General features: G+C 41.7%; 29 protein-coding genes, 1 pseudogene and 1 other annotated feature. Of the genes and pseudogenes, 7 read left to right on the top strand and 23 right to left on the bottom strand.

The window, feature by feature from the left end; genetic code table 11:
* Window positions 1-147 precede the first annotated feature (147 nt).
* Complete coding sequence (locus AB1K91_RS01985; RefSeq protein WP_413087652.1) at window positions 148-1185, top strand: hypothetical protein; 1038 nt, start codon at window positions 148-150, stop codon at window positions 1183-1185.
* Between the two features lie 63 nt (window positions 1186-1248).
* Here the strand turns inward: AB1K91_RS01985 and AB1K91_RS01980 are convergent, their stop codons facing one another.
* The 15 genes and pseudogenes from AB1K91_RS01980 to AB1K91_RS01910 form a co-directional block, all read right to left on the bottom strand.
* Window positions 1249-1740 (bottom strand): MepB family protein, encoded by a 492-nt coding sequence (locus AB1K91_RS01980; protein WP_413087651.1) that lies wholly within the window; start codon window positions 1738-1740, stop codon window positions 1249-1251.
* 120 nt (window positions 1741-1860) lie between these two features.
* A complete protein-coding gene (locus tag AB1K91_RS01975; RefSeq protein WP_413087650.1) occupies window positions 1861-2505 on the bottom strand; it encodes a Bax inhibitor-1/YccA family protein in 645 nt (214 codons plus the stop codon).
* 177 nt (window positions 2506-2682) lie between these two features.
* Window positions 2683-2931, bottom strand: a complete 249-nt coding sequence (locus AB1K91_RS01970) for a hypothetical protein (RefSeq protein WP_413087649.1) — start codon at window positions 2929-2931, stop codon at window positions 2683-2685.
* A 95-nt stretch (window positions 2932-3026) separates the two neighbouring features.
* Complete coding sequence (locus AB1K91_RS01965) at window positions 3027-3143, bottom strand: zincin-like metallopeptidase toxin domain-containing protein (protein ID WP_413087788.1); 117 nt, start codon at window positions 3141-3143, stop codon at window positions 3027-3029.
* An 84-nt stretch (window positions 3144-3227) separates the two neighbouring features.
* Window positions 3228-3603 (bottom strand): annotated as a pseudogene (locus AB1K91_RS01960) (recombinase family protein); the annotation flags it as partial.
* A 412-nt stretch (window positions 3604-4015) separates the two neighbouring features.
* Window positions 4016-4525, bottom strand: coding sequence for an ankyrin repeat domain-containing protein (locus AB1K91_RS01955; RefSeq protein WP_413087648.1), 510 nt, complete (start codon window positions 4523-4525; stop codon window positions 4016-4018).
* A 26-nt stretch (window positions 4526-4551) separates the two neighbouring features.
* A complete protein-coding gene (locus AB1K91_RS01950) occupies window positions 4552-6405 on the bottom strand; it encodes a hypothetical protein (protein ID WP_413087647.1) in 1854 nt (617 codons plus the stop codon).
* Window positions 6406-6408: 3 nt separating this feature from the next.
* Window positions 6409-6717, bottom strand: a complete 309-nt coding sequence (locus AB1K91_RS01945; RefSeq protein WP_413087646.1) for a hypothetical protein — start codon at window positions 6715-6717, stop codon at window positions 6409-6411.
* Window positions 6718-7425 (bottom strand): DUF5081 family protein, encoded by a 708-nt coding sequence (locus tag AB1K91_RS01940; RefSeq protein WP_413087645.1) that lies wholly within the window; start codon window positions 7423-7425, stop codon window positions 6718-6720.
* A complete protein-coding gene (locus tag AB1K91_RS01935) occupies window positions 7422-7724 on the bottom strand; it encodes a WXG100 family type VII secretion target (RefSeq protein WP_413087644.1) in 303 nt (100 codons plus the stop codon). Before AB1K91_RS01935 ends, AB1K91_RS01940 begins: the two co-directional genes overlap by 4 nt.
* Before the next feature lie 3 nt (window positions 7725-7727).
* Window positions 7728-8066, bottom strand: a complete 339-nt coding sequence (locus AB1K91_RS01930) for a chorismate synthase (RefSeq protein WP_413087643.1) — start codon at window positions 8064-8066, stop codon at window positions 7728-7730.
* A gap of 282 nt (window positions 8067-8348) precedes the next feature.
* Window positions 8349-8717 carry a hypothetical protein gene (locus AB1K91_RS01925; protein ID WP_413087642.1) on the bottom strand — a complete coding sequence of 123 codons (369 nt, stop codon included), beginning with the start codon at window positions 8715-8717 and terminating at the stop codon, window positions 8349-8351.
* A gap of 13 nt (window positions 8718-8730) precedes the next feature.
* Window positions 8731-9015 (bottom strand): YwqI/YxiC family protein, encoded by a 285-nt coding sequence (locus AB1K91_RS01920; protein WP_413087641.1) that lies wholly within the window; start codon window positions 9013-9015, stop codon window positions 8731-8733.
* Window positions 9012-9428 (bottom strand): YwqH-like family protein, encoded by a 417-nt coding sequence (locus tag AB1K91_RS01915; RefSeq protein ID WP_413087640.1) that lies wholly within the window; start codon window positions 9426-9428, stop codon window positions 9012-9014. Before AB1K91_RS01915 ends, AB1K91_RS01920 begins: the two co-directional genes overlap by 4 nt.
* 153 nt (window positions 9429-9581) lie before the next feature.
* Window positions 9582-10025, bottom strand: a complete 444-nt coding sequence (locus AB1K91_RS01910; protein WP_413087639.1) for a hypothetical protein — start codon at window positions 10023-10025, stop codon at window positions 9582-9584.
* Window positions 10026-10345: 320 nt separating this feature from the next.
* On the opposite strand from AB1K91_RS01910, the gene AB1K91_RS01905 reads away from it, so the two are divergent.
* From AB1K91_RS01905 to AB1K91_RS01885, 5 genes are all read left to right on the top strand, one after another.
* Window positions 10346-10624: a YwqI/YxiC family protein gene (locus tag AB1K91_RS01905; RefSeq protein ID WP_413087638.1), complete on the top strand. Its 279-nt coding sequence runs from the start codon at window positions 10346-10348 to the stop codon at window positions 10622-10624.
* 20 nt (window positions 10625-10644) lie between these two features.
* The gene (locus tag AB1K91_RS01900) at window positions 10645-12234 is read left to right on the top strand and encodes a T7SS effector LXG polymorphic toxin (RefSeq protein ID WP_413087637.1); all 1590 of its coding nucleotides are present in this window, start codon (window positions 10645-10647) and stop codon (window positions 12232-12234) included.
* Window positions 12235-12237: 3 nt separating this feature from the next.
* Complete coding sequence (locus AB1K91_RS01895) at window positions 12238-12912, top strand: DUF443 family protein (RefSeq protein ID WP_413087636.1); 675 nt, start codon at window positions 12238-12240, stop codon at window positions 12910-12912.
* Between the two features lie 17 nt (window positions 12913-12929).
* Window positions 12930-13226, top strand: coding sequence for a DUF4176 domain-containing protein (locus AB1K91_RS01890; RefSeq protein ID WP_413087635.1), 297 nt, complete (start codon window positions 12930-12932; stop codon window positions 13224-13226).
* A gap of 135 nt (window positions 13227-13361) precedes the next feature.
* Window positions 13362-14030, top strand: a complete 669-nt coding sequence (locus tag AB1K91_RS01885) for a DUF443 family protein (RefSeq protein WP_413087634.1) — start codon at window positions 13362-13364, stop codon at window positions 14028-14030.
* A 118-nt stretch (window positions 14031-14148) separates the two neighbouring features.
* Here the strand turns inward: AB1K91_RS01885 and AB1K91_RS01880 are convergent, their stop codons facing one another.
* From AB1K91_RS01880 to AB1K91_RS01855, 6 genes are all read right to left on the bottom strand, one after another.
* On the bottom strand, window positions 14149-15417 hold the full coding sequence (locus AB1K91_RS01880; protein ID WP_413087633.1) for a cytosine deaminase: 1269 nt from the start codon (window positions 15415-15417) through the stop codon (window positions 14149-14151).
* Entirely contained in the window at window positions 15414-16688 is a 1275-nt protein-coding gene (gene codB / locus AB1K91_RS01875; protein WP_413087632.1) for a cytosine permease, read from the bottom strand. The genes AB1K91_RS01880 and codB overlap by 4 nt, the downstream gene beginning before the upstream one ends.
* Before the next feature lie 307 nt (window positions 16689-16995).
* Window positions 16996-17688 (bottom strand): ABC transporter permease, encoded by a 693-nt coding sequence (locus AB1K91_RS01870; RefSeq protein WP_413087631.1) that lies wholly within the window; start codon window positions 17686-17688, stop codon window positions 16996-16998.
* Window positions 17681-18607, bottom strand: a complete 927-nt coding sequence (locus tag AB1K91_RS01865) for an ABC transporter ATP-binding protein (RefSeq protein ID WP_413087630.1) — start codon at window positions 18605-18607, stop codon at window positions 17681-17683. Before AB1K91_RS01865 ends, AB1K91_RS01870 begins: the two co-directional genes overlap by 8 nt.
* A gap of 59 nt (window positions 18608-18666) precedes the next feature.
* On the bottom strand, window positions 18667-19641 hold the full coding sequence (locus AB1K91_RS01860) for a sensor histidine kinase (protein WP_413087629.1): 975 nt from the start codon (window positions 19639-19641) through the stop codon (window positions 18667-18669).
* Window positions 19638-20336, bottom strand: a complete 699-nt coding sequence (locus tag AB1K91_RS01855) for a response regulator transcription factor (RefSeq protein ID WP_413087628.1) — start codon at window positions 20334-20336, stop codon at window positions 19638-19640. The genes AB1K91_RS01860 and AB1K91_RS01855 overlap by 4 nt, the downstream gene beginning before the upstream one ends.
* A 421-nt stretch (window positions 20337-20757) precedes the next feature.
* Window positions 20758-20972: a binding site (T-box leader), on the top strand.
* Between the two features lie 42 nt (window positions 20973-21014).
* Here AB1K91_RS01855 and proS point away from each other — a divergent pair.
* The gene (gene proS, locus AB1K91_RS01850) at window positions 21015-22451 is read left to right on the top strand and encodes a proline--tRNA ligase (protein ID WP_413087627.1); all 1437 of its coding nucleotides are present in this window, start codon (window positions 21015-21017) and stop codon (window positions 22449-22451) included.
* Between the two features lie 54 nt (window positions 22452-22505).
* Here proS and AB1K91_RS01845 read toward each other — a convergent pair whose 3' ends face one another.
* Both AB1K91_RS01845 and AB1K91_RS01840 read right to left on the bottom strand, forming a co-directional pair.
* Complete coding sequence (locus AB1K91_RS01845; RefSeq protein WP_413087626.1) at window positions 22506-23654, bottom strand: glycerate kinase; 1149 nt, start codon at window positions 23652-23654, stop codon at window positions 22506-22508.
* Window positions 23655-23678: 24 nt separating this feature from the next.
* The gene (locus AB1K91_RS01840) at window positions 23679-24947 is read right to left on the bottom strand and encodes a GntP family permease (protein ID WP_413087625.1); all 1269 of its coding nucleotides are present in this window, start codon (window positions 24945-24947) and stop codon (window positions 23679-23681) included.
* Between the last annotated feature and the right edge of the window lie 30 nt (window positions 24948-24977).

The raw sequence follows: 24977 nt of genomic DNA, 5'->3' as shown, positions 1-24977 counted from the left end.
AATACACTCTTTTCCGTATTATGAGTGCTCTTCAGCATGTCCCGCATGTGCTTTGATAGTAGGATTGACGGTACAGCAGTTTTTCATTACACTAAAACGCATACAAAATTTGGAAGATAAGCAGGCATAGAGCCAAAGGAGAAAATAATGAAGAAGTCAAAAATCCTTACACTTCACATCATACTAGCTGCCCTGGCTATAGCAGGCGTGATTGGTATTGCAGCTGAAGCCAAATCTCTGTATACGCTGGTTCATTCACATCAGGAAGAAAAAAAAGCAGTAACGGTAGAGGGGAAGACCATCTCTAGTGATCTATTTGGCAATATGTATTACTACGCTGTTCTAAAAGCTGGCGAAGAGTCAAAAGTAACACATTTGACGGCTGATGGAGCATTGACCGAAGTGACGCGAGAAGAATTCGATCAGCTGGATATCGGTGATACAATTGAGATTGCAAAGAGCGATTCCGCTGAGAATAAAGCATATCGCTCCGAAATCTATAAATCGATCTTTTTCATCGTAATTTACGCTATTGTACTAATACATTATATTAGCTTTCTCGTAGCCTGCAAGCGCCGGATCGAAGGCTGGGAGTGGCTGGTATGGCCAATCGCATACACCATTCAGCTTCTGTTTTTCGGTGTCCTCGCTGCGATTTTGATTTATGGATATTCCTCGATAGGGAAAATGGTTTATAATGCTGCCCAATCTTATGCCGGTACACAACATGAAACGGAAGCAATCATAACCGATAAAGACGAAGATATTAATGGCGGACGGTACGAAACCAATTATCATTATATTGCATTTATGTATAAGGATGCAGACGGAAATACAATCCACATGTCAAAAGAAGTCAGGCCAAGTGTGTATAACGACAGTGTGATAACCACAACGATCAGTTTTCCTGAAGATGAACCTTATCGCGTTCATACAAACGGTCTTACCCTCTCCGATATCATTTTTTATGGTACGAAATTAGTTCCGGAATTCATCACCATCTTCCTTACCGGAATGTTAATTTTAATAATCCGCTATATGTTCAGAAACTATGACACTTGGAAACAAAGAAGAAAGAAGAAAAAGCAGTCCAGGGAACAGAGCAAACGGGATCGAAAAAAACATCGATTAAAAAAGAAAAACAGACGCAGATATGAGAAATCACGCAGCAAAAGAGCTGAATAAAATGCCAGTAGCTTAAGAACTAACTGGCATTTTCCATTTTCCAGATAAAAACAGGGAGCCTTTTTAATTAAAATACAATTCCTCTAATCTCTCTCGTTCTCGGTCTTTTGATAAATCCACAAAGAAATGCTGCTGCCATTTTTGAGTTTGGGCAGCTGTTTTATTTAATGCTTTTACCCAGGAAGGATATACTCGTATACCCATTTTCCCTTTGGAAGTTTCATCACTTAAAATCCCTTTCTCTAATAGTTTAGATTTCGGGAATATAAATTGACCTCTCAAATCGTTATCTATGATGGAGATAATAATTTTATCGGGACTATCCGCAAAACTATAAGGTTGGTTCTTATCATTCTCATCTTTTTCCCAAAACACAACAAAATAGCCGCTTTTTTTAGGCGTTACTTTGGCTAAACGACTTCGATAAATATTGTTCTCGATTTGAATCAACATACCCTCGTAGTCTTTATTTTGATCTTCTGTAATCACTTTGGAAATCGTGGAATTGTTAATATCGGAAACAATATTCTCTATAAGCATCTTTGATGTTAGCAATTTAATCCCCCCTTTATTGTTTTAACAATCTCTTACAAGCCAAATCCCTCAAGGTTTTAGGGTCTACCTTAACTGTAAAAAATGCCAGAGATTTCAAAAGATCCCTGGCATTTCATTATGTTAATCCTTCGACATGATGCCAAGGAAACGTAGTATATTCATGAACAGATTGATAAAGTCCAGATACAGATTCAACGCCATCAATGGGATCATTTCCTCTGTAATCTGCTCCCTCGCCATCTGATTGAAGTCATAAAGAATATATAGGGAAAAAACAACCGAACCAATCCCTGAAAAAGCAAGCATCGTTGCATCACTGTACGGAACAAAGATTCCGATTAAGCCTGTTACGATCAAGGCAATCAAAGCTACAAACAAGAACCCGCCAAGGAAGGAAAAGTCTCTTTTCGATTTAACTCCTACCAGCGCCATCGCTCCAAAAATGATAAACGTTGTCGTGAAAGCATATAGCACAATATTCGCTCCGCCAATCGAAGCATAATAGGCTACTGCCGGGTATGTCGTGATACCTGAAATGATCGCAAAGATATAGATGAACGTGTAGCTGACAGCCTTCTTCCTTCTAAGCCAGAACGCAGCAATCAGCATACCTAATTCCACTACAATTAACGGCAGAATAAGCACAGGCGGCACAAAATGACCAGCATATATACCGATAGTCGCCAACAATAGCGTCATCAGGAATGTCTGCAGCACCTTCTGCGTGATTGTTTTTTGATTTGATATTGCGTAATCCAAATTCATCTCTCCTATAGTTTCTAAAAAAAGTGTTAAGTTATATACGAGGTTAATTTATAAAGGTTTCGGAAAATTTATCACGTTAGTCATCCTAAATCTCAACAACCCCAAAAAGCACTTATTTTATTTAATAAGTGCTTTCGGTATCTTTTCCATTATCTTAATGAATACCGTTAAAAAGAATTAATTCGTATCGTCATCCCATATTGCATCAAACTCTTCATCTGAAATTCCATTGCTATCTTTAACGTGAGGTGCATAGTAGTGACCATTTGGATCAATGATATATTCAACTTCCGCCTGTTCATCAGATATGATGATAGTATATTCATCTTCAGCCTCAAATCCCGTTGGGGTTATGCCTACAAGAACTAGCCATGCAATACCTTGAACACCATTGAAACCATCATATGACCTTATCGTTGTAATCATTTTCAATACTCCCGGATAAATTGAAATCACTTTTATATTTGTTCGCTATTATTAATACTTGTTCAGCAGTTAACTTCGTCTTCATATTTCCATCCCTAATCTTCAAATCCTAACCAGTCTTTCGGCGGCCAATCACCATGCCTCAATTTAAAGATATATCTTTGTGAGAACAGGATTTCTTCTTTCGAGAACATATCTCGATTTTTCATAATTTCATTATAAACTACTAGCGTCGCAAAAATAATTCCATTATTAAAAATACTCTAAATGTTAATTCTTTTAATTTTGTGCCGTTAGTATTGGTCTAACAATTCCATTAAACCATTTACCAAAAAGTCGTTTGGATCTTTTTTATGGTTACGGTAAAATGGCTGTTCGATGCTTTTAATATCACAGCCATACTTCTTCAACTCTCGTTGGTTCAGCACTAAAACATAATCAATCCGGACAGACGAAAGGTGAGCCAACATCTCTTGTAAGCCCACCCTGTCTATTTCCAATGCTTCTTCATTCATTTTTGCTCCACTAATTCCTTCATCTCTAAAAACGTTTATCAAGTTCAAGTTGTTTTCATCACAGTATGCTTTAATTTCCTCTTCTTGATATCCTCAAGCTATATCCATCTCTCGCTTGTCCTTGTGTTGAAACTCGTATATACCCAATAACGTTCAATTCATCACCCTCCCGTTACGGAAATTGTAATTTATGTAACGCTTTTTAGCGAATAGCGAATATTATACGGTTGTCTCCAAGAAAATAACAACCCTGTTTTTTATTTATACTATTTTGTTAATGTAACCTTTTAGGTTAACCATTATTTATCGCTACGAGCATTGTCATTCTCGTTAGTTTAAGTGCTTTGCAGTATCATAAGTATTCCAGCCATATAAAATGTCATCTCGTTCGGTTCTCGCACTTTTTCGATAGTTAAAGTATTACAACCGTACTCCATGATGGTATAGCCATCATGGGGTCTCTATTTTACTTAAGTTATTCTTTACTGTGTTCAACCAATCTCATTACATGAAAAAAGCACTTGCTGTCTTTTTGACAGTCAAATGCTCTATTCCTCTAAAATATAGTTTTATAATCTTCCATCCAACTTCTGCTTTAAGTATTCAGCAATTTCTGTTTGACCTCTCTCAACAGCAAACGCATAAGCATCCATATCTTTCATATTTTCACCAGAATATTTTATAGAGATATCAATATCGTTCTCTACCAACAATTTAACAATCTCAAGATTACCACCGTATATAGCAGCAAACAGAGGATTTCTATCAGGTTCACTAGTATCCATCTCTATATTATGGTTAATAAGGTATTGGACAATATCTAGATAACCTTTGCTAGCGGCTCTTTCCAGAGCATTGGTAGAAAAAGTTCCACCCTCTGCATTTACGTCTAAACCAGCATTAATGAGATATTCAACGATTTCTAGCTGTCCATGAGCTGCCGCTATGTGTAACCACGTCCCAAACGGTGTAACCCATGTTAACATTTCTGGTTCTGTTTTAAGCAGCTCTTCTACAATATCCAGTTGACCATTTTTAATGGCTTTTCTGATGTCTTTCGCAAGTAAATTTTTATCCATTTTATTATTTCTCCTTAAAATATTTTTTATCTCCTGGAAGCAGCTTGTTTTCCAAGATCCTCCAATATTTCAATCATATCATCGAGATCAGCACCGGCTGCATCCACTGCTTTTAACTGGTTTACGACATTCTCTAAAGCTGAAATACTATGTTGCCCAGCAATCCTATTTGGTGCCCATACTAGGTTCTCTTTACCTATTACAGGTTCAATGCCATACTTCCGTAATATATCTTGACCTTCTTGAACAAGTTTTTGCTGAGCATCACCTAAACCTTTTTTAAATAAGATATGATGCGCATGCGGGTCTATCATTCCAGATGGAGGATCACCTATTAATCCTCGCAGATACTTACCAAAATCAATCTTTATTAATGCTTCATCATATTCTTTACTAATACCTAATTCAAACATTCTTTTTCTAATCTCAGACAGCTCATCTACACTAAATGTATTATTTTGAATAGCATTTTTAAGCTTATTCATTTTAACGGTGTCTACATCACCTTTAACAATTATATCATCTAAATAGTCATTAACAGTATTACCCGTACCCTTAACTGATTGCAATTGTCTATTAGAAGCCCTTCCGCTGCCAGAATATATTCTTCCAGCATCACCATTACTAACATGTGTGGCTTGAGCGGGCCCTTTTACTTGTTCTATACCACCGCTACTAGAACCACCGTTCCTCATCATAACGGGACTTACATTGCCACCTATAGGATTCTGACTAAACGGCTGATTCTCCGCGCCAGCAGCTTTCTGAAGCTCCTGAACTTTATCCTGCTCCTTTACAACCCACTGACTATTACGTAGTCGGTTCGCCGTCTGTCTGTTAGCATAATCCGCTAAACTAATAACATTATCCGCCTGAACTGTCTCACTTTCCACATTAGGCGTTCTCGCCAGTCTGTCTGCTGGTACTTTCAATTCGATGACATTATCAGCTTGCTGCACAGCCGTATTCGTTTTATTCACCTTACTCGCTGACTGCCCAACATCAATTACTCTGCTTGTCGTACGTGCTGTACCACCAAAGCTGGTCACCGCATTCCCTATAGGCAGAACATCAAGCGGCGCAAGTAAACCTCTCGTCCATCGTTCCGATGTGTCCAGATCTCGTCCGGAAGCCCAGTCCTTTCCAGAAATCGCACTTCCCATTTCCACCGTTGCATAAGCTGCTCCTAGTACAGCACCGGCTGGCGGGCAAACGACGGTTACGCCAACGATGACGACGAGGGCCGCAATATTCACCCAAAACTCTTTTGTAAACTGGCCGTCCTCAATCGATTCATATTCAAAGGCCCGTGTATTGACGGCAGCAGTGCGATAATCTTCATAACTGATGTCTTCATCCGGGTTCTGTACCTTCCATTCTTCAAAAGAAGCCTTGATTTGATCGGCATAATAGTTGTCTCCGCTCAGTATATCATCGATGGTGATTTCTGTTTTCTCCGTTTCATATTCCTGATAGGAGCCGTAATATGAGATAGGAATTGTCTCCGTTGCACCGATATGGTTCGAGGTCGTGTAGTTAGAGATGGAAGAATCTCGTACTTTTTGGACAAATGCATCTATATCTTCATAAAATGGCTGATCGATCGTATCTTCTACAATATTCCCTACACTTCCACTGAAGTCCTCCAACACTTTGAAATCCTCGAACAATCGCTGGTACTTATCTTTATCGCTTGTGTAGGAGAACGAGACAACACCGTCGGAATCGTACTTTGCCACTTTCTCGCTTGCTTCGTCCAAGTTGTCGGTGATGTCCTTCATTGTATCGATCATGCCTTTTCCCCAGACACCAAGACCAATTAAATTACGCAGGCTATCTTTCGTCTTCTCCCATTGACTGCTTCGGTATTTTACATCCACGCATTACACCTCCAGTGCATCGATGATCTTCAAGGCGATGGCTTCGTCTGTCTCAATCATCGTGTTTAGCGTATCAATCACCAAGGAGGAGATGCGTGCATAATGATCCTGCAGCTCCATGAACTTGTCGTTCGCTTCAGGATACGCTTCGATTGCTTCCATCGCTTTTCCTTCTTGATAGAATTTTGTGTTCTTTATATTTTCAATTGCAGGCACTGCGTTCGACTGCAAATCCTCCATGATAGCCATGAGCTGCTTATAGATATCGGTAATCTCTATCGGATCAACCGTGATTTTACCACTAGCCGCCATCTATCTTACCCCCTGTTTCTGTCGATATGGGAAGTCCAATGCATCAAATAATACCTTCATAAACCAGTACTGGCTTGCGTGGTAGTACTGCTTCTCAGTCGTATCAATCATAATCAGCTTGTCGTCTTTTGAGAGGACAAGCCATTGCTGATAATGGTTCGGGTTGCTGGCGATCTGAGGCTTCACGCGAGGATGGAAAAGTTCGATATTGGCGATATCATTCGTCACATCAAGCTCATTGATCGCAGCCCTTTCCTCAGCCGGCAGCTCGCGCCGCAGGAAATTCTCTTCTCCTTCGGCAGGTTCACGGTTCAGAAGCGAGACTTTCTCGCTGAGCAGCTTCAGCACAAGCGGCTTAGCCATCACATAGAGTTTATACGTCTTCTCAGCTGTCTCCACGAGAATGATCACTTCTTCCGCCTGCTTTTCCCGAAAGGCAAACATAAGGTTATTGATCCGCACATATTTTTGGCTGAAAAAGTATTCATACAACGTCTTAATGATCACAGCACCCGATTTCGTCAGCTTGCCTGACTCTGTGAAAATACCTTTTTGAATCAAGCGCTTATGCGCCTGACTCCAAGGCTCTTCCCCCTGCAGCTGATAGATTTTCTTATCAGGCAAGCCAAATAAAGCCTCCGCATCAAATGCCGCAGCAAGTAAATAAAGCTCGGTCACATGGAAGGTATCCATATCCGTCTGCGTCATAGGCTTTTCACTTCCTTCACCGTATTATGGTTTTGGAAATCAGATTGATAGTTTTCTATATTATCCAGCGCTTTCTTCTGCAAAGAAGCGGCATCCTTGAGATCGGCATGATACTGAAGCAGCAGCTCCAAGTAAGCCAGGAAGCTATTGCGTGATTTTCCTTCCCAATTGGATCCTTGTACGAGCGAAAGCAGGGCTTCTCCTTGTGCGTAGGTATTATCCAGGGATTCCTTCAGCTTTGCTGCCGATGATTTGGCTGTTTCCAATTCAGCTTGATCGATGATCACATCCTTCGCCATAAATTAGTCCTCCTTCGCTTCTTCAATTGCCTTACTCTTATAATGAAGATACCGTTCGTATGCCCGATCACTCGCCGTGACCAGCTTATTGCGATATTCCTTCTCGTTATCCAAGTAATCCGTCAGCTTTTTATCAAGCCGTTCCTGTGCCGGTATGAAGTCATTACTCGGAATAGCATCCTCTGCCATACACGGCACACTCCCTTTATAGGAAGAAAAATAAGACTCCGCTTCGCTTACCAGCTTGTCATGTTCTGCTTTCGCTTCTTCCAATTTGTTATACAGCTTGAGGTAGTCGTCTCTTTTTGCTTCCGTATCTGTCTTGAACCATAAAAAAGCCATTTTCCCAGTCCTTTCTGCCTTAGGATTCGTTTCTCTGTTCAGCAAGCCACCGAAAACCATTTATATCCACTTATCTTTCTTCATTCTATTATGAATTCCACCTGTATCAACGACTCTCTCTCAAAATGCGCCAATGCTACTAATAAGAAAAATACAGAAACATGCCCTCGGTAATACAAGAACCGATGGTATACAGGTAGAAAGATACATGTATACCAAAAATAAAAGCCAGTGATCTTGTACTTCAAAGGTACTCACTGGCATTATAAATTCGTATTATTTCTATTTCACTCTTATAAGTTGGAACCAATTTTTCGAACTATAAATTATACAGACCAAAAAGAGAATAACTGCCATTGCAGTTATGATTGGCGTAATCATGACACCTAGGAATAAGCAGACAATCGCAGCAAGGAGGAGAAGCATTGCAGTCATATTGATTCTGACCTCCACACTAGCATCATTGACTACCTCCAATTCCTTGCTGCCAAAGAACCACTGCTTGGCCTTCAGCTTCACAGCCTCCTCACCGAGGCTGACAGTAGTAGCTTCATCATTCCCGAGCTTGGCCGCATGCTGTCCATCTACAAGCAACGCAACCTTAGCTAATCCACCCATCATGCCTGTATTACGCTTCACATGAATCGCCATACCATGATCGCTCCTATCCTATTGTAAAAGCATCAATTACTTCGGCCACTGCCTGTTCAGTTTTCTCCAGCGAATCCACAGCATCTTTGCTCGCCTCCACATGCTGCACTGCCATGTCCTGATATTCTTGTATAAGACTATTCAGCGATACATTGATATCATTGATTTTAGCCTGGACATCAAGCATCTCCCGACCGCTGCCTTTATCCAATTTTCCAGATTGGAAATCCGCCACGGAATTTTGAAGATCCGTCAGTTTTTGCTGGACAAGATCCGCTTTTAATTTTATCTCACTCATGACTGCAGCTCCTTCTTCCTATCTGCATGCAGCCGATCTAATGAACTTTGTTTTGCTGCCATTTGCATCTGACATGAATCAATCTCAGCAACAAGCATACTCTTCGCCTGTTCTAACGCTTCCAGAACTCGCTGTACCTCATTTTGAGCCACGTCTTTAAAGCTAGCCGACAACTCTCCGTTACGAAAAGCATCAAATTTATCAGCAAGCTCCCCCTTCCACGTGCTTGGAGTCAAATCTATATCCTGCCAGTATTTTCTGCTCTCCTCATAATCCCCTTGCAAACTTGAAATCTCCGTTATTGCTCGCTCAAGTTCGCTTACTTCCTCTTGCTTTAGGGTAACCTGGGAGCCTAAACCGTTGATTGAGTTCTGCATGTTGCGGATTTGACTATCTATAGTAGCTAAAGACATCTTGATCATCCTCCTTGCTCAACATTACACCGCACTAAAACCATCTCACTATTACAGTAATAGATTTCCTGCAAAAAATCTGTAAGACTTCTGCCTTGTTTTTCCATAATATGACTGAATTGTAATGGTAAAAAAGTTGGAGGGACATCCCATTTAGCTTTGCGACACGTTAAATCTTTCTGTGAGACAAGCTGTTAGATACTTTAAATTCTTTTCTTGGTTGGGGAGATTTTTAGGACTGCGTTTTCTAATTTGGTATACATACTCACCAGCATTCCCCTCACTTTTCAGTGTGATAGTTGATTGCAGCCATCCATCTTTAATATCTAGATGCTGTACACTTGAATAACTAAAATACCAAGCCGCTATGGCTATGTCTGCTCTAAATAAATGCATCGGCACTATTAAGAGTCCTTCCTCTTCCGTATCCATCACACAGTTTACTAACGATTTTTCTCCGTTAGCTTTTTTAATCATCCCCATTACAGGGTGCATCATTTTAAATTGCGGTATTGGTCCCGAAGTATCATTGGAATTATGCAAAACTAAATTTCGAAATGCTTCTTTTACCACTGATTCTGTGTATCTAAATTTCATCCGTCGTTCTTCCTCCTCAATAGCTAAAGTGCAGCACTCATAAAGTCAGGACGTATGTATGGTTTCGGAAAAAACCCTTTACAGTTACACACCAATTCCCCATCCAAAACCATTTAAATCAAAATTATGTAAGTATTTGGTATATAAATCCACCAAATCGGGTAATAGGTTAGCGTTCCAAGCCAAGAAATGAGCATATAAAACTATTTCCCTAGTCACACAAAGAAAAACTTCAAGGAAAAAGGTACTTAATACTCTACAAAATGGAAATTGGTTTCGTTAGGGTAAAATTATCAGTTTTTATGGAAAGGAGCCCTTTCATGAGCGGAGAAATTAAAATCAATCAGGCCGAGGCTCAAAAAGGCATCCAAGAAATGAGTGATGCTTTGCAAGCATTACAAAAACAGATCGGCGAAACAATGGACGGCAATAAAGGCATACGCATGAGTGATGCCTACAACGAAATCAAGCAAGAATACGAAGACCTTCTCGGTCAGTTCATTACACTGTTTCAAGATAACATAACAGCTACAGAAACAGCAGTACAGGAACTAGTAGAATTAGATCGAGCACTTGGCGATAACATCGCTTTAAAATAAACTAGCGTGGAGGCAGTAAGTTGAAAGAGTTTGTAGTAAAGGAGATTCACAAAGGCACAGAAACGTCTAAGCTCGATTTAAATACACTTTCCGAACAACTAACAAACCTTCAGCTAAAAGTCAGAAATCTCTATAGCTTAGAAGAAGCCTTAAAAGGAGAAACAGGTAAAGCGATACGTTCCTTCTACAACGAAATTCACACCCCTTTTCTCACCTTCCTGCTTCAATCCATGGAAGATTACAAAAACAGGCTGGAGAACATGAGAAATGATGTCCAATCCTTCGAACCCAGTCATCAAGGTTACATAAGTGAAGGCTTTCTAGACAATGAGCTGCACCCCGGACTAGATAAAGGTAAATCCAAGGTTGCCAGTGTCACCGAGAATATCAATTCTGTATTATCCGGCGTGGCGGATATTACATATGTAGCAAAAATCAGTTATTCCGACTTCGAATCAAGTATTGAAGACGGCAAACAGCAGATAGATAATGTCATGGAAGACCTCGGTAAATTGGACAGCAAACACGCATCGAGATTGCAAGAAACACAAGCTGATCTGGATACAATGAAAAAGTACCTTTCCGAAATGACTACCGGATTAAGCAGCGGCGCTATATCGATCAGTGAATTCGATACGGCCTCCCTGCAGGATATGAATGCTTATAATAATGTCATTCAGCAAAGCTATGGGGACGGAAATATTGAGATCACTGAAGATAATATTGAGTATCTTCCTATGGCTGCGATTGCTGCTGCAACGAAAGCTGCGGAAGAAGGGATGGATGAAGGACTTCAAGTAATCTTAACTCATGCTTACAGTGATCTTGCAGCAGGGAATATATCTAGGGAAAAGTATTATGTCATTATGTCTACCTTATCTTTATCTAAGAAAGAATTATCAAATGAAGAAAAAGATAGGGAAACTCCAAAGGAATTTAGTGAATATCTCGTTGACAATAAAGATAAGCTCTTTCAGGATATTGCTAAAGATGGCCTGCATTATAGCGTGCAGCAGCTAGGTGTCCAATCTAAAAGAATTGGAGATGTTCTACATGAATTAAGCCTTACGCTGGGTATTAAAGGTCCAGGTGGCCCAAGTGATTTCATTATCCCTAATCAACCATTAGCCGAATCTTCTAGAACTTGGAAGAGTTCTGGGAGCGCATTACAGACTGGTGGAAAGGTACTAGGTGAAGCCTTTAAATGGGGAAGCTTTGCCTATGGATGGTACGAAGATGTAACAAAAAAAGACAAAACACATGGAGAAGCCCTTACTCATAACGGAACATCTTTAGCGGTCGGCGCCATATCCAGTAGTATAACAACTACAGCTTTGACCACTCCCTTGATAGTTGCAGGGGTTTCCAATCCTGTAGGCTGGGCTGTACTTGGTGGAATGGCTGTAGGTCTAGGAGTATCTTTTGGATTTAATTATTTGTACGATGAAAACGTCTTAGGCATACAAGATGGACTTGATTATCTCGGAAACAAGTTGGATGATTTAGGTTCCACAATAAAAGACACTTACAATGATGCGGTTGATAAAGCTGGAGATGCGATTGAATCCGGTCTAGAACTTATAAATCCAATGAACTGGGGCTGGAACTAAATTATGAACACAGAAGTACACTATATATTTAAAAATCTAAGATACAATATATTAAAATTAGACAATGATTACTTCATTATAGATAAGGATAAACCACACATTCTTATTTTTCTATTGCCATTTCTTTATTGGGTGCTTCCTATAAAAGCTCAGAAGATAAGTTGTGAAACAGCGCATGAGCTAGAGATGAAAGATGTTAAAATTCCAAGCACAGGTAAATATAATTCTTTAGCTGCTGGTGTGGCCTTAGTTGGTGCAAACATACTCGGTGGAATTGCCAGTAATTTTGATACTTCTATCGCTCCGATATTAGCAGTCGGTATAATTATATTAATAGCCTCAATTTTATTTTGGTTTAGATCCTCCATAAGTAAGAAAAATAAGTATGCTCTTGAAAAAAAGACCTCTGTTAATGAGGGAAATAATTACTATGAGGTTTGGTTGCTACCTAAATCTGCAAAAAAAATCTTTTTTGTGATTTTTTCCACCTTATTTTTCTGGACCTTTATTATCCTTTTTGTAATAGCTTTTTTGACAAAGGGTAACATTTTAATCTTGGTATCCTACAGCTTATCATTCTTAATCTTATTGTTTCTCAATAACATGAATGTTCCACACGGAAAAAATACAATGAAGGTTCGAATTAAAAAAATCAAGCTTGAATCTGTTGAAAGATAATAACAGGAGGGGTTTACATGCTACCAATTGGCTCGATCGTCTATTTGAATGAAGGAACAAGTAAATTAATGATTCTTAACCGCGGTCCTATTATCAAGCTAGATGGAGAACAAAAACTGTTTGACTACTCTGCTTGTGTGTACCCACAAGGTCTGGTCGCAGATACCGTTCTTTACTTTAATGAAGAAAACATTGATGAAGTGATTTTCGAAGGGTTCAAAGATAGTGACGAGGACCGATTCCATTCCTTATATAAGCAATGGCTTGAGGAGAATGATATTCAAAAAGGGGTTGTTAGCGGTCCATTGACATAACACAATTGATAAAGCATCAAGATTATTTCATTTATCTTGGTGCTTTATACTATTCCTTTTTGATTTTATTCACATATATAACTACATTTTTAGCTTTCGAAGAATAAAATATAACGAACTTTAGGTGTTGATATTATGAAGAGTACAGACAGAGGTGAAATAAGACGAGTTAAAGGAAATAATAGGTATAGAATCCTCATCTATAATGATGAATATTACGTTATAGATATAGGGACTTCAATTTTGAAAAACATATTTCCTTTCCTTTTTTGGTTTTTTGGTAATCCTGGCTTCAAAATTGATCGTGATGTTGCTTTGCAACTTACCATCCATCAAAAAATAGATCTTAGCAATAGTTTAAAGTACGGTGCTATAAGTTCTGGGATTGCTACAACGTTTTCAGGGTTTTTACTTCCATTAACTGATTTAGCCACTATAAAAACTTCTTTATATTTAAATATCATTATAACGATATTGCTAACAGGTATACTAATTTGGACTTTCTTATTTCTAATGAATAAACAAAAGCAACGATTGAAAAAAAATATAGACTTTACCTACTTACCCACTTTGCAGATAAGAACTAGCAGACCAAAGTTTCGACTTATTATGCGGACAGCTTTCGTATACCTGTTTTCCTTTGCTTTCTCTGTTGTTTGTTTGCTGGCATTCATAACAGAAAGTAATCTCTATATACTATTTGTTGGATTATTACTCTTTTTTATGTTTCTTCTTGCTAATGGAGCAGCATTGGATCATGGCAAATACAAGATTAATATAAAGTGTATTTCTAAGCTCAAATAGGTATCAGAAAACTTCATATAACCCGTTAAGATTGTCAATGAGGTCGATAAAAAACTGTTTGGCACATAGATAAGAACCCAGACATATATCATTTGGGTTCTTCCACAAACATTCATGTTTATCTAGAGAATGTTATTCTTTCAATATTACCTGCTAGCGTTATATTCGTATCCCTCGGCTTCGTCTCTGCAATAACCTCACCATTCCGCACAGAATAAAGAACAGCAGCTTGCTTCCGAATCGCTTCGTATTCATTCTCTGCTTCCAACACGATCAAGTTGGCAGGCTTTCCTTCTTCAATGCCGTACTTCTCTTCAATATGCAGCGTTCTTGCGCTGTTTGCTGTAATCATATCGATGGAATTAACGATTTGGTCGTAGCCCATCAATTGTGTTACATGGATGCCCATGTGCAGTACTTGCAGCATGTTGCCTGTTCCTAGCGGATACCATGGATCAAAGATATCATCATGTCCAAAGCTGACGTTGATGCCGGCCTCTTGAAGCTCTTTCACTCTTGTAATTCCTCTTCGTTTCGGATAGGTATCGAATCGCCCTTGCAAATGAATATTGACTAAAGGATTCGCTACCATGTTGATATTGGAAAGCTTAAGTAATCGGAATAGCTTTGAAGTATAGGCATCGTTATAAGAGCCCATTGCTGTCGTGTGACTGGCTGTTACACGTTCGCCCATTCCATAACGATGCGCCTCGGCTGCTACTACTTCGACGAACCTGGATTGTTCATCGTCGATTTCATCACAATGGATATCAACGAGACGGTCGTACTTCTCGGCTAATTTAAAAGCTGTCTGTAAAGATTCCACGCCATACTCTCTCGTAAACTCATAATGTGGGATGCCACCGACAACATCTGCTCCCATGCGGAGTGATTCTTCCAACAGTTCCTCACCATTTGGATACGATAAAATCCCTTCCTGCGGGAAAGCAACGAGCTGCAAGTCAACGTAAGATGCCATCTCTTCTTTTACTTCAAGCAATGCCTTTAAAGCTGTTAATTCAGGATCTGTCACATCAACGTGCGTACGAACATGCTGGATACCTTGTGCTATTTGCCATTTTAACGCTTGCTTCGCTCGCGTCTTTACATCCTCCAGCGTAAGCAGCTCTTTCCGCTCTGCCCAGCGCTGGATTCCTTCAAATAACGTCCCGCTTTCATTCCAGTTCGGCTCGCCTGCAGTCAGCGTCGTATCCAGGTGAATATGCGGTTCGATAAAAGGCGGCAGTACCAGGTTCCCCTGTACATCCATGATTTGATCCTCACGGTTAGCTTCGATAGATTGGGCGATCCTTTCTATCTTGCCTTCTTTGATTTGTATTTGCCAGAGGCCTTCTCTATTTCTTAGTTTCGCGTTTGTTATAATCATGATTCTGTCACCTTTTCCACGTTAAGATTTAGTTTCGCTTCAGCTGCTTTTGCTGTAATGATTGAAAGAACCACATACACCGCTGCTGCACCAATTAATCCGTTCAATGGCGGGATACCAGGCAGAAACTTCGCTGCACCAGCTCCGATAGCCCAGGCCGCCATTGCATTCCAGTTCACTGCTTTGAATGTCATCGTGTCAAACGCTGGATACTTCCCGCGTCGTACGATGAAATAGTCTGCAATCAAGATGGCACCGATTGGCGGTAATACCGAACCAAGCGTCGTCAGGAACCCGACAAAGTTGTTGTACAGCCACATTGCCAAGATGGTTCCGACAATTCCATTGAAAATGACTACTTTATTCTTTTTGATTTTCGTAATGTTGGATATTCCCAGACCTGATGCATAAATCGCATTATCATTTGTCGTCCAGATATTCAAACCCAGTACGATAATCGCCGGGATGATAAGTCCCTGCAGGAACATCACTTCTGAGATATCCGATTGACCTGTGACAATCGAACCGATTGCACCAAACAGGAACATCAATGAATTTCCGATAAAGAAAGCGAGTACTGTCGTAATAACGCCGTTTTTTGGTTTATTCGCGAATCTCGTGAAATCGGGAGTCAATGTTCCGCCACTGATAAAGGACCCCACACAAATTGTCAGTGCTGCTGCGACACTGATCGTCTCAGCAGGTTCATGCTGCATCAGCGCACCGAATCCGCCAAGTGTATCAACCGCTTCAAGAGCGGAAAATCCGCCAAGAGCGATGATCGAAGGTACTGCGATAAAGCTGAGGATCGTCAAAGCTTTCATCCCGAAGAAAGCTGACGCTGTCATGCATAATCCCAAGATAACAATCAGTACATAGGTATCTATTCCCGTCACCTTATGAACTGGTAAAGCGAACATAGCCGCTCCAACTCCGAACCAACCTACTTGTGTTGCACTCAGCAAGAAGGAAGATAAATAAGACCCTTTTTCACCAAAGGCATAACGTGTCAATAAGTGCGTGGATAGCCCAGTCTTCGCTGAGATATAAGCAAGTGCTCCAGTGTAAGCACCCAAGATCAAGTTACCTGCTAAAACTATCAAAATGAATTGCGGCATGGATAAACCTAATCCCAAAGTTCCTCCAGATACCATACTTGCCGAAAAGAATGTAAAGCCCAGCATTACCATCAGCATCTTCCAGAACCCATTCCGGTGTGATTGTGGCACAGGCTGCAGTGAAAAGTCATGATCAATCTTTTTCTGTTCCATTTCTATTCCTCCTGTTTTAGTCAGACTAAAACTGGTACCGAGGAAAAAAGAAAAGAGGCTACCTGCCATCACTGACAGGTAGCCTCTTTAAACAATGAGGATATAAGGGCATAGCCATCCCCATTACTCCGCATAGTTTCCGAATGTCCTTGTCAGCCTCACGGGACTGAATTAAAGGTACCAGTATTAAATTAAAGATATTATTACAATAATTTTGAGGAAAGTCAATATGCAATCCATTTTACAAGTGAATAGAAAAAGTAATTTATTGAGTACGACAACTACTATCACTATATTCACCAGCAAATCAAAAATCATTTTTTACCGCCTTGCTTATGACTAAGTAAGCTATGATAAACCCGATAACCCCAAGCGCAATTGGTACCGCAGTGTAAGAGAACAGGTTCACTCCACTATTATCGACTGAAGAAGATAAGACAGAAACAATCAGGATGGAAGAAGTGATTGTTGCCGGTACGGAATACTTCATCATCCCGAAGACTAATGGAATAAGTGCCATCCCTGCCACAGCAATCCCAGTGACGAACAGATGCACCATGTTTTCCCGTAAAATATTTATCGGGAAAGAAAACCACAATATGCCAAATGCGTTATTCAGCAGGCTGAAGATGGAGGTTAGCAGGGTTACTGACACAAGAAACATCACGAAGGTCAACAAGCTTATGACGATGACTTTAGCTAACAGCAGCTGCTTCCGGCTAACAGGTGTGGTGAACAGGACTGTGATCGTTTTACTTTTGAATTCCTCAATGATCATGTTTGATAACAGAACCGAGGCATAAATAACAAATGCGGCTACAACAAGCATCTTAATCAATATCATGATTTGCTCCGCATTGTTAAAATCCTCAGCAGTTATTTCCGGATCAACTCCGAGCAATAACAGAATACCGAGAATTCCAGCATTAATAGAAAGAAAGCACACAGCGATCGTATAGAAGTTGATCCTCTTCATCTCCAGCTTCATCAGATTAAGCATGTTTTTTACTCCCTTCCATCCGCTGCAGGAAATAGCCTTCCAGTGACAGATTTTTATTGTTGATTCTCCCGATTTCCACTCCATTGCGAACCATGGCTTGTATAATATCATTCTGGGAAATTGCGGGATCATAGATATTAATCAGACCTTCTTCTTCTTTCACTAAGAAGTTGGTCGCATGCAGTTCATGCTCCAATACATAGGCCGCTTTCGGATAATCGGATACCGAAAGTTCGATATGCTTCGTGTTATTGCCGCGGATTTCTGCCATGGAAGTTTCCTCGATCAACCTGCCTTCACGGATAATCCCGATTGTATCGGCAATTTGCTCGATTTCTCCAAGAATGTGACTGGAAATCAGCAGTGTGATGCCGTACTGTCTGCTGAGCTTGTAGAATAAATCCCGCAGCTCCTGCATACCGATTGGATCCAAGCCATTCACCGGCTCATCCAGGATCAAGAGCTCCGGCTTCGTCACGATGGCTCTGGCAATTCCCAATCTTTGTTTCATACCAAGCGAAAATTCCCGGACAGGGATATCATCTACGACCTTCAAGTTCACTAACTCCAGCGCTTCGGGAATAGCATCTTTCTTGTAGTAGCCCATATATTCACAATAGATTTCCAGGTTCTTTTTGGCCGATAGCTTATCGTAAAGAATCGGATATTCGATGATGCAGCCTATCCGTTTGAGAATGTCATGGGAATTGGCTTGCAGCCTCGTCCCCAGCACCTCTATTTCCCCGCTTGTTGGTTTGGTGAGGTTGGTCATCATTTTCATGATCGTCGTTTTCCCAGCACCATTCGGACCGAGAAATCCATAAATCTCACCTCGTCTTACATTCATATTGACGCCTGAAACTACTTCCTTGCCCCGATATCCCTTCGTCAGCTGATGCGTTCTGATTGCATATGTCATACGCTAACCCCTTTTTTCGTTGATTTCCTTCACTTTACTAAAGGAAACTGTCATTCCGCTTACGGAATCCTTACGACTTTCTTAAGTTTGGCGTAATTGTCTATTTTAGGTTTCGGGAATGTAAGTGTAAAAGTTGTTTTCGTATATGGAATACTAGTGAAGTGGATTTGACCCTGCATTTGCTCTGTCAAACGCTTGGCAATCATCAAACCAAGTCCACTGCCCTGTACCGAGGAAGTCCTGCTATCATCAGCTGTATAGAGCCGCTCAAAAATCCGATCGTTATCCGTCTCCTGTATGCCCTTTCCTTTATCCCACACCTCTATATAGACGTTTTCTTCATCCTGCTCCAAGGTCATGCCAACCGTTTTGCCATCCTTCCCGTACCGGATTGCGTTCGATAGGAGATTCTCTAAAATCCGCGAAAGTGCAGCTGCATCTGCATCCATATGGATCGACACTTCCGGCAAATCAATATGAACAGAAAATCCTTTACTTGTTAACGTATCATAATAGCCAAGTATCGCTTTTCTGCATAATTCGTTCAGCTGTATACGTTCCACCTCCAGCTGCCAATCCTCGGCTTCCAGCTTTGCCAAGTCAAAGAAGGTATTGATCAATCCCGCAACGTCCATCACCTTTCCTTGCACCTTTTTCAGAAGCAATTCTTTCTCTTCATCACTAAATTGTTTGTCATGCTGAATCGTTTCTATGTATCCAGAAATCACGGTGAGCGGTGTTTTCAAATCATGTGAAACATTTGAAAGCATCCGATTCGTGGATATACGGAGACGCGCTAAATCCGCCATTGATTCCTGATGATAATCCAGTAAACTATTAATCTCGTTTAGCAAATTACGCAACTGCTGATCATCCGTCACTAGCAATAACCTTTCCGTGGAGTCTGCTGCAGTGATAGCATTGAGTTTCTCAGTCATATACTGCAGATGACGGTTCATCTTCCTCTTCGACCGAAAATGCAGCAACAGCAAGATACCTACGCACACTACCAAAAAAGCAACAACATAAATCATGTGTGCATCTCCATCTTATAGCCAATTCCCCATATCGTTTTGATATACATAGGGGCAGACGCATCATCCTCAATTTTCCCCCGCAGCCTGCGGATATGTACATTGATGACATTATCATCCCCGTAATACGCTTCCTTCCACACACTTTCAAACAACTGTCCCTTTGTGAATACTTGATTCGGACTCGTTGCAAGCAAACGCAGAATCTGGAACTCTTTGGCTGTCAAGTTGATTTTTTCCCCTCTCTTGCTGACAGAGAAGTTATTCAAATCAATAATCAAATCTTGCACCTGCACCAGCCGCTCCTTCTCTTTAACCGGCAGACTATACTGTTTCGACCGGCGCAGCACCGCTTTTACTCTTGCCGTCAGTTCAATAAGCGAAAATGGCTTCCCAATGTAATCATCCGCGCCAAATCCAAGCCCCAACGCCTTATCCACATCACTGTCCTTTGCAGACATGATCAGAATCGGCAGCATGCTCTTTCGCCTGATCAACTGCAGCATATCCAGCCCATTTACAGAAGGCAGCATCAAGTCAAGAATGATCAGATCCACACTCTCCCGCGCAAACAAATCCAACGCCGCTTGACCATCGAATACGGAAAAAACTTCGTAGCCTTCCTTCTTCAAATGATCAGATACCATCTCATTGATTTGTGCATCATCTTCGACCAGCATGATGGATTCATTCATTTTTCAACCTCCACTTAAAACATTTACACATCTATATACCTAAAGTATACGGGAAAATCAAATTTGATTTTGTTTTATTTTCAATAAAAACGCCTCCTTTAACAGGAGTGCTTTAAACGGAGCCTACAGATTTCCCATTCCTTACCGAAAGGGATACCAGGTACGCAAACTTAGCGCTTTGAAGCCCAAACGACTATAGGGAACGTATTGATCCGGTCTAATTACTTTAGCGGATCACCCTCTCCTATTTGTGAGGACTTTGCTGCTATTCATTGATTTTAATCGTTCTTTCATTAGAAATCTGCTCAATCGAAGAAAACGATTTTTCTTAAGCATTTGCTGGGTTCCCTCAACAGAGTTGCAGTGCAGCGATTAATGTTATTGAATTCCGCTCCGGCAATTGCTATATTAAATTATAAATAAGCAATCGATGATGTGATCAAGTAGATAAGAATCGTGAAACAGAAAATATAGCCTAGGCTGAGAGCTATATCACCCCTTCTTATTGAACCCTGCCACGGAGATGTTAGGCAAACCTAACCGAGTCGTTTCGTTACAAACGCTAAGAGGGCTTAATTCTTCATTAAGCCGAATTAAGGTGGTACCACGTCTATCAAGCATAAAGACGTCCTTTTCGGACGCTTTATGCTTTTTTATATTACTTAGGAGGAAACAACAATGTCTCAGAATACCAATGATTTTACCAAGTGGTATATCGATACCATTCAAAAAGCCGATTTGGTTGATTATACGCCGGTCCGCGGGAGTATTGCATTCAAGCCTGATGGCTATGAAATTTGGGAGCATATCCAAGAAGCGATGGACAAACGCTTCAAGGAAACCGGACACCGCAATGCCTACTTCCCTATGCTGATTCCGGAATCTTTCTTCCAAAAGGAAAAGGATCATATCGAAGGCTTCTCACCGGAACTTCCTTGGGTGACAGAAGCTGCCGGAGAGAAACTGGAAGAACGGTTAGCACTGCGTCCGACATCAGAGACGATGATTGGCCATTTGTATTCCAACTGGATCAAGAGCTATCGGGATCTTCCGGTCTTGATCAATCAGTGGGCGAATGTATTCCGCTGGGAAAAGAAAACTCTCCCATTCATCCGCACATCTGAGTTTCTATGGCAGGAAGGGCATACTGCGCATGTTGACGAAGAAGATGCACGCAAGGAAACGATGCAAATGCTGAACATCTACAAAGAAGTCGTAGAGGATTTGCTTGCGATCCCAGTTTATGATGGCCAAAAAACACCGTCCGAACGCTTTGCCGGTGCAGTTGATACCTTCTCCATCGAAGCGATGATGAAGGATGGAAAAGCTGTTCAAGCAGGTACTTCCCACTACTTGGGTACGAAATTCGCAGAAGCATTCGATATCAAGTATTTGAACAAGGAAAACAAGCACACGCATGTTCATACCACATCATGGGGTACATCCACTCGTCTGATTGGTTCGGTGATCATGGTGCATGGCGATGAACAAGGACTTGTTTTACCGCCTAAGATAGCACCTACACAAGTCGTTTTGATTCCGGTTGGTCCATGGAAAAAGAACCCTGCCATCATCGAGAAATTGGATGAGATCTTTGAAGCCCTGAAAGCACAAGGAATCCGTGTTCGTCTTGATGACTCCGATCAATCACCAGGCTTCAAATTCAATGAATGGGAGCTGAAAGGCGTACCAGTACGCATTGAGCTTGGCCCGCGTGATTTGGATAAAGATCAAGCCTTGATGAAAGCCCGTGATGCAGAAGAGAAAGTATCTCTGCCTTTGGAAGGAATTGTCGGCGCAATCCTAAAAGAACTCGAAACGATGCAAACCCGCCTGTTCGAAAATGCAAAAGCTTTCCGTGCAGAGCATTCCCACACACATATCGATACAATGGAACAGCTGAAACAGCATCTTGCCGAGTCGGAACAAAACAGCCAAATTCCTGGCTGGATCCTGGCAGGCTGGTGCGGCGATGACGCTTGTGAGGAAGGCGTAAAAGAAGAAACGAAATTCACAACGCGAAATATCCCATTCAACCCGCCGACTGAAAAGCACATTTGCCTGCATTGCGGAAAAGAAGCAAAACATACCGTTTGGTTTGCTCGTGCTTATTGATTAAATACAAAAAAGGATTGATCCTAACCAGATCAATCCTTTTTTCATATCAACCTATAATAGCTGCCCAGATTTCATAGCTTTCATGGATGCGGCAATATTTCTTGCCGTTCTTTCCATATAATCTGCAGCGTGTTCAAATGCTTCCGGAAGTGTCACTACACCCGGAACGATGCTGAAAAGCGCATCAATTCCATGTTCGTACACGACGTCGCTATCGTCAGACAAAGAACCGGCGAGCCCGATTACCGGTACGTCATATTTTTTAGCTGCTTTTGCTACGCCGATTGGTGTCTTTCCGTAAATCGTTTGACTATCGATCCGTCCCTCACCTGTGATGACAAGATCTGCATCCTTGACCGCTTCGTCAAAACTCACCGCATCCAGGACAATATCAATTCCCCTTTTCAGCTTGGCATCAAGAAAAGCCAGCAGACTTGCACCAAGACCTCCAGCTGCACCGACGCCCTCTATCTCCCGGAAAGACTTCCTCAAAGCTTTTTCTGCGACGTCAGCAAAATGGGACAGATTCTTATCCAGCAGTTCAATCATTTCAGGCGTGGCTCCCTTTTGTGGACCAAAGATTGCCGAAGCACCCCTTGGTCCTGTCAAAGGATTATCCACGTCACAGGCAACTTCAATTTGGACATTCTTCAATCTTTCATCCAGACCAGCTAGGTCTATTGCAGCCAGCTCAGAGAGTGCACCGCCGCCGTCACCGATTTCTCGTCCAGCTTCATCAAGCAGTCTTCCTCCGAGTGCTTGAATCATTCCGGCTCCGCCATCATTTGTTGCACTGCCGCCGAGCCCGATGATAATATGATCCACGCCAAAGTCGAGAGCAGCGGATATCATTTCCCCGGTTCCTCTGGTAGAAGTGATTAACGGATTCCTGTCTTCGGCAGGTACAAGGTGCAAACCTGATGCAGCGGCCATTTCGATGACAGCTGTTTCCCCATCACCCATCAACCCAAAGAATGCTTTGACTTGCTTGCCTAAAGGACCTGTTACAATCCTTTCTTCGATCTTACCCTTGGTTGCATCCACAAGTGACTGAACGGTTCCTTCCCCGCCGTCTGCCATTGGCATTTTCTTGTACTCAGCCTCCGGAAAGACCGAATGGAAGCCTCTCTCCATGGCATCAGCAGCCTCCAGAGCCGATAAACTTTCTTTATAAGAGTCAGGGGCGATTACAATTTTCATCGTTATACATCCTCTCTATCAGTCTTACCCAAAGAGCTTAAAGACACCGAATATAAGTGTTGAAATAATCGCAAGCGTCAGACCGACCAAAGACTCGTAAGGCATCAGCTTTAAGCGCTCCTTGATGCCCATATTGACACTGCCTGCTGTGGCGTGGAAAAAGCTCCCGTGCGGCAAGTGGTCCAGCACCGTTGCACCTGCATGGATCATGGCAGCACCAGCTAATGCTGATACACCCAAATCCAAAATGGTGCCGCTGAAAACGCTGCTAGCTACTGCCGTACCAGCTGTCGTGGAAGCAGTAGCCGCTGACATGAAGATCCCGGAAACAGGTGCCAGTACATAAGCTGGCAGACCTGTGGCGTTTAAAGCATTGATCAAGACATCCTTCAATGCAGAGTTCGCAATGATCCCAGCCAATGTTCCAGTACCTAAAAGCATGATGGCTACGCCAGACATCTTATTTAAACCAGAAATCGCATATTCATTGATCTTCCTCGTCTTCTTCATCGCAATGGCACCAATGATACCCCCAATCGGCAGCGCAACCATCGGATCGATATTGATATCAAATAACGGCCGCATGGAAAGCAGGATAATGGTGACGAGCGGCGCAATCAATGCGGTCATAAATAATGGCAGCTTTGTGTTATCTGTCATGTCAACATCTTGACTTGCCACCGCAGTACCCTTATTGACAAGCCGTTTTGCCAGGAGATACGTCACAGCCACACCGAACACAGCTGGAATGATTCCTGCAGCCATGACCGATGTAAGCGGAATACCGAATGCATCAGAAGCAGCGATCGCATTCGGGTTAGGCGACATGATATTTCCTGCCTTTCCTCCTCCGATCATCGCTAATAGAATAGCCGTTTTTGACAGATTTGCTCGCTTCGCAATCGCTAAAGCTATCGGCGATACAGTGATGACAGCTACGTCTACGAAGACCCCAACCGTCGTCAGAATCATCGTAGCAATCGATAATGCCAGCAGTGCACGTGTTTCCCCGATTTTTTTGACAATCTTCTCCGCAATCGAGGAAGCCGCCCCCGATTCAATCAAGACGCCTGCCAGGATACCCGCAGCCAAGATTCGCAGTACCGCCGGAATGATGTCTTGGGCTCCTTCCATCATCAATGCTACTGTATCTGTAATATTTACGCCGCCAATCAATCCGCCGATTAAAGCTCCGGCAACCATGCCATATGCTGGCGGCACTTTGTTCAAGATAAGTACAATTGCTATGACTAAGGCACATATCGCCCCTAAAGCGCTTACAGTTACATCCATGCTGTTCCCTCCACACTATGTAATCTTTAT

This window comes from Terribacillus jepli, assembly GCF_047228925.1.
Classification (GTDB): domain Bacteria; phylum Bacillota; class Bacilli; order Bacillales; family Amphibacillaceae; genus Terribacillus.
The sequence above is the reverse complement of the archived record's forward strand: the minus strand, read 5'-3'. Positions and strand labels throughout refer to the sequence as shown.